At 31.1% G+C, this 3,455-nt stretch carries 3 protein-coding genes; all 3 read right to left on the bottom strand.

Annotation, left to right across the window (positions count from 1 at the left end; genetic code table 11):
• Window positions 1-621: 621 nt before the first annotated feature.
• Complete coding sequence (locus JHC30_00640; GenBank protein MCI4462667.1) at window positions 622-2,079, bottom strand: hypothetical protein; 1,458 nt, start codon at window positions 2,077-2,079, stop codon at window positions 622-624.
• A gap of 197 nt (window positions 2,080-2,276) precedes the next feature.
• Window positions 2,277-3,056, bottom strand: a complete 780-nt coding sequence (locus JHC30_00635; GenBank protein ID MCI4462666.1) for an ABC transporter ATP-binding protein — start codon at window positions 3,054-3,056, stop codon at window positions 2,277-2,279.
• The gene (locus tag JHC30_00630) at window positions 3,056-3,286 is read right to left on the bottom strand and encodes a DUF2970 domain-containing protein (protein MCI4462665.1); all 231 of its coding nucleotides are present in this window, start codon (window positions 3,284-3,286) and stop codon (window positions 3,056-3,058) included. The genes JHC30_00635 and JHC30_00630 overlap by 1 nt, the downstream gene beginning before the upstream one ends.
• Window positions 3,287-3,455: the final 169 nt, after the last annotated feature.

The raw sequence follows: 3,455 nt of genomic DNA, 5'->3' as shown, positions 1-3,455 counted from the left end.
ATTGTCTATACTCCTTGTATTCCTATATACCTCTATATCCTTCATATGAACCTCCAAACACATTATATTACAAATGCATAAAAACTTTAAAAGAAATAATACATTTTTAGGTTAAAAATACCTTCAATTTTCATAACAAAACCCTGTTCTTACCCAAAATTATGTATGAAAATTAGAGTTTTCATACAGTTTGTGGTGGATATCTCATTGGCCTGATACCTGGACAAAAATACCCTCTGTAATGCCCAAAAATGCGTCCTAAAAACGAGTAAAGGTGTGGGTAGTATATTCAATCTTTGAGGTATTTTTCGTTGATTGTAGAGCGTTTTTTGAAGCAACATTAAAGAAGACAGGTTAAAATAAGTCTTCTACATCTCCAAAAATCTGATCTTTGTATTCTTGATAAGTTATCGTGATTGTCTGTGTATTATAATTCCAATGCAACTAATAGCCAAGATTTTCAAAGCAAGTTGAAGGGAAAGCATTGTCTTGTCATTGATTATCTCAGGGTAAGACCTCTGATAGATCTATATTGTTAATTTTCCAGGTGTTGGTGTTGAAATACATGGCAAAAATTGGTGTAAAGTCAGAATCTTCACCAAGATACAAATTATTGCAATCTTATTCCAAGTCCACAGAAAGATTTTCAAGTTTAAAAGCGGCATAAATTATTATTTTCTTTATAAGTATTATGGGTGCTAAGAGCTCTGCTGCAATAACTGAAATACTCAAAAACGGTATTGATAAGTAGATAACCTTGAATAACCAAAACCATACTGCAAATATTAATAAAGTAAAAACTAATTGAAAAATATCTAAATGTCTTCCTTCTACGTTTCCTAAAATAATTTCTGAGTTAAACGTTCTCATTCCGTTATAGAAGTTGTACGTAGACATCCAAAGGTATAACACAAAGTATTGCAATAAAGAAACAAGTATATAATAGGGTGATTTAGAAGAAGTGAAAAAGGCAAAAATAAGCGCTAAAAAGGGAATAATTGCAGTTAGGCTAATAATGATTGAGCTTAAAAATTTCATGAGAACGAAATTCTCCATTTTTGCTGGAGAGAGTTTAACAAGAAAAATACCTTTCCCTTCAGACTGGAGCAAAAATCCGTAAACAAGGCTCAAAGTAGCCAAAATCAATACAATAAAACTAAAACTGGAATATCGATATGTTACACCATAAGTTGTAAAATCCGAAGAAAATTTTTCTATACTCAGCGGAAGAACTATAAAAATAACAAATATAATAGTTTGATTCAGTAGTTGCGACATGATTAGCCTGAATGATTCTCCTCTTCTCAAGAAAATTAAGAGATCATGTTTGATTAAAAATGGTAAGTTATTAAGGATACTAAAGCCTTCCATCATTTTATGTTGAAAGATATTTTTTGCTCCTTCTTTTTGGTTAAATTCAGGTAAGGTTAACATTATATCGGAGAAAGACTTCGATGCGAAAACCAAGCCCAAAAACATAAAAATAGAAATGCTTATTAAAGAAACAAGGACAACAAAAGAATACAAAAAATTTGGAGCAGGTCTTGTAATACTTACAATTGCCTTTGTAATGTAACTTATGGGATATGGTCCGTATATTGAACTTCGGACATTTGTGAGCATTAAGCTTATAGGGAATGCTAGAAAAATGATAAAAAGCAAAACAAGCAAAGTACTGTTAGGAAGCTTTATAGTAAAACTAACTCTTAATGTTCTCAAAAAACCATTTGTTAAGAGCATAACGATAAATGAAGCAAAAAGTGAAATTAATATAATAGTGACAGTATAAAGAGGAACCAAAAAGATGTAACAAAGGTTTGAAAATACAAAAATTCCAACACGCATAGCCGGCCTGAGTAGTTTAAATACTTGAATCCAGTATATAACAAATGATGGTGCTACAAGTAAAAATATTAGTGTTGAAGAATCTCCAAAGGAAGCCGTTAATTTCGCAATTATTATATCTAAAAAATCAATAGGTCTTAACGCTAAAAATTTGAGCTCTTTTGAGAAGTTGAATAAACTAAAGGCTTCAGTAAAAGAAATTCCAATGCTTGAGAAAATAAGCAGCGAAATCAAAAACCGTAAAGAGCTCGCATTAAAAGGTATTAGATACTTTAAACTGTTAAAATTAGACCCTTGCTCTAATAAAAAAGTGGAGCTCTCTTTAAACGGGAAAATTTTTATAGTAGTACATATTGCAATTAAAAGGGTAATAAAAAATGTGAGTCTTACAGAATTACCCCTTGTCCTCTCTTGACTTAAATTCCAAACTTTCAGAATAGCGTAAGATTTTCTTCGTTTTTCTTCAACGACTCTAATAAATCTTTGTATCCTTCATCCCTCCCTGTAACCTCAAGAAATACTTCCTCAAGTTCCTTGTTTTCGTATTTTTTATGCAAATCTTCCACTTTTTCCAACAGTACAAGCTTCCCTTTGTTGATAATTCCAACTCTATCGCAAAGTAGTTCCGCAACTTCAAGTATATGCGTTGCAAGAATGATTGTATTTCCTCTCTTTTTAAAACTTTTTAGTAAAGACTTTAGAACATAAGAGCTTTCAGGGTCTAACCCATTGAAAGGTTCATCAAGAATAATAACTTTAGGTTTATGAATAACAGATGCAGCAAACGACAATTTTTTCTTCATACCAAAAGAGTATGTTTCTATAAGATATTCAGATTTTTCTTTTAAATTGGTAAGTTCAAGAAGTCTTTGTATACGATTGTTCAAATCGCCTTTTTCTATTCCGTAGAGGATCCCTACAAATTCCAAAAATTCGACTGCTGTAAGCTTATCGTAAAGCAGAGGTTCGTCAGTCATATAACCAATTTTATGTTTTACTACATCTTTATCTTTCACAACATCATGCCCTTCAATAAGCACTGTACCATCAGTTGGTTTTGAAAGAGTTGACAGAATATTTAAAAGAGTTGTTTTACCTGCGCCGTTAGGTCCAAGTAGTCCAAAAATTTCGCCATCATAGATTTGAAAATTTAGATTGTAAAGGACAGGTGTTGAACCATACTGCTTTGTGAGATCTTTTATTTCAATCATCAATCACCCTTATAAGTTTCATTTTTTGTTTCATCTTGTGACTTTTTATTAGAGTCTTTTCCAAAGAAGATTGAAATAGCAATTAAAGCAGTAATAATAATTGGATAAGGAGAGTTGTCAACTTTTCTAATAGCGAAAAAACTTGCTAAAAAAGATGAAATAGATATAGTCAAGAAAATTAAAGAAAGTCCTTTATTATCCTCTTGCCAGGCTTTTTTAAAACCCTTCACACATATGCTGCCAATAAAAAACAAAATTATGAATAAAAGCACGAAAATAAACATATCTTAAACCTCCAAAAATTATTATAATCAAAAAATAAAGATTTTAAACCCACTTAGTATTGGGAGAACAACCTGTTCTCCCAATAATCCACTTTAAATTTCAACATTCATCATT

This window comes from Caldisericum sp., assembly GCA_022759145.1.
Classification (GTDB): domain Bacteria; phylum Caldisericota; class Caldisericia; order Caldisericales; family Caldisericaceae; genus Caldisericum.
This window is presented reverse-complemented; position numbering and strand designations above follow the sequence as displayed.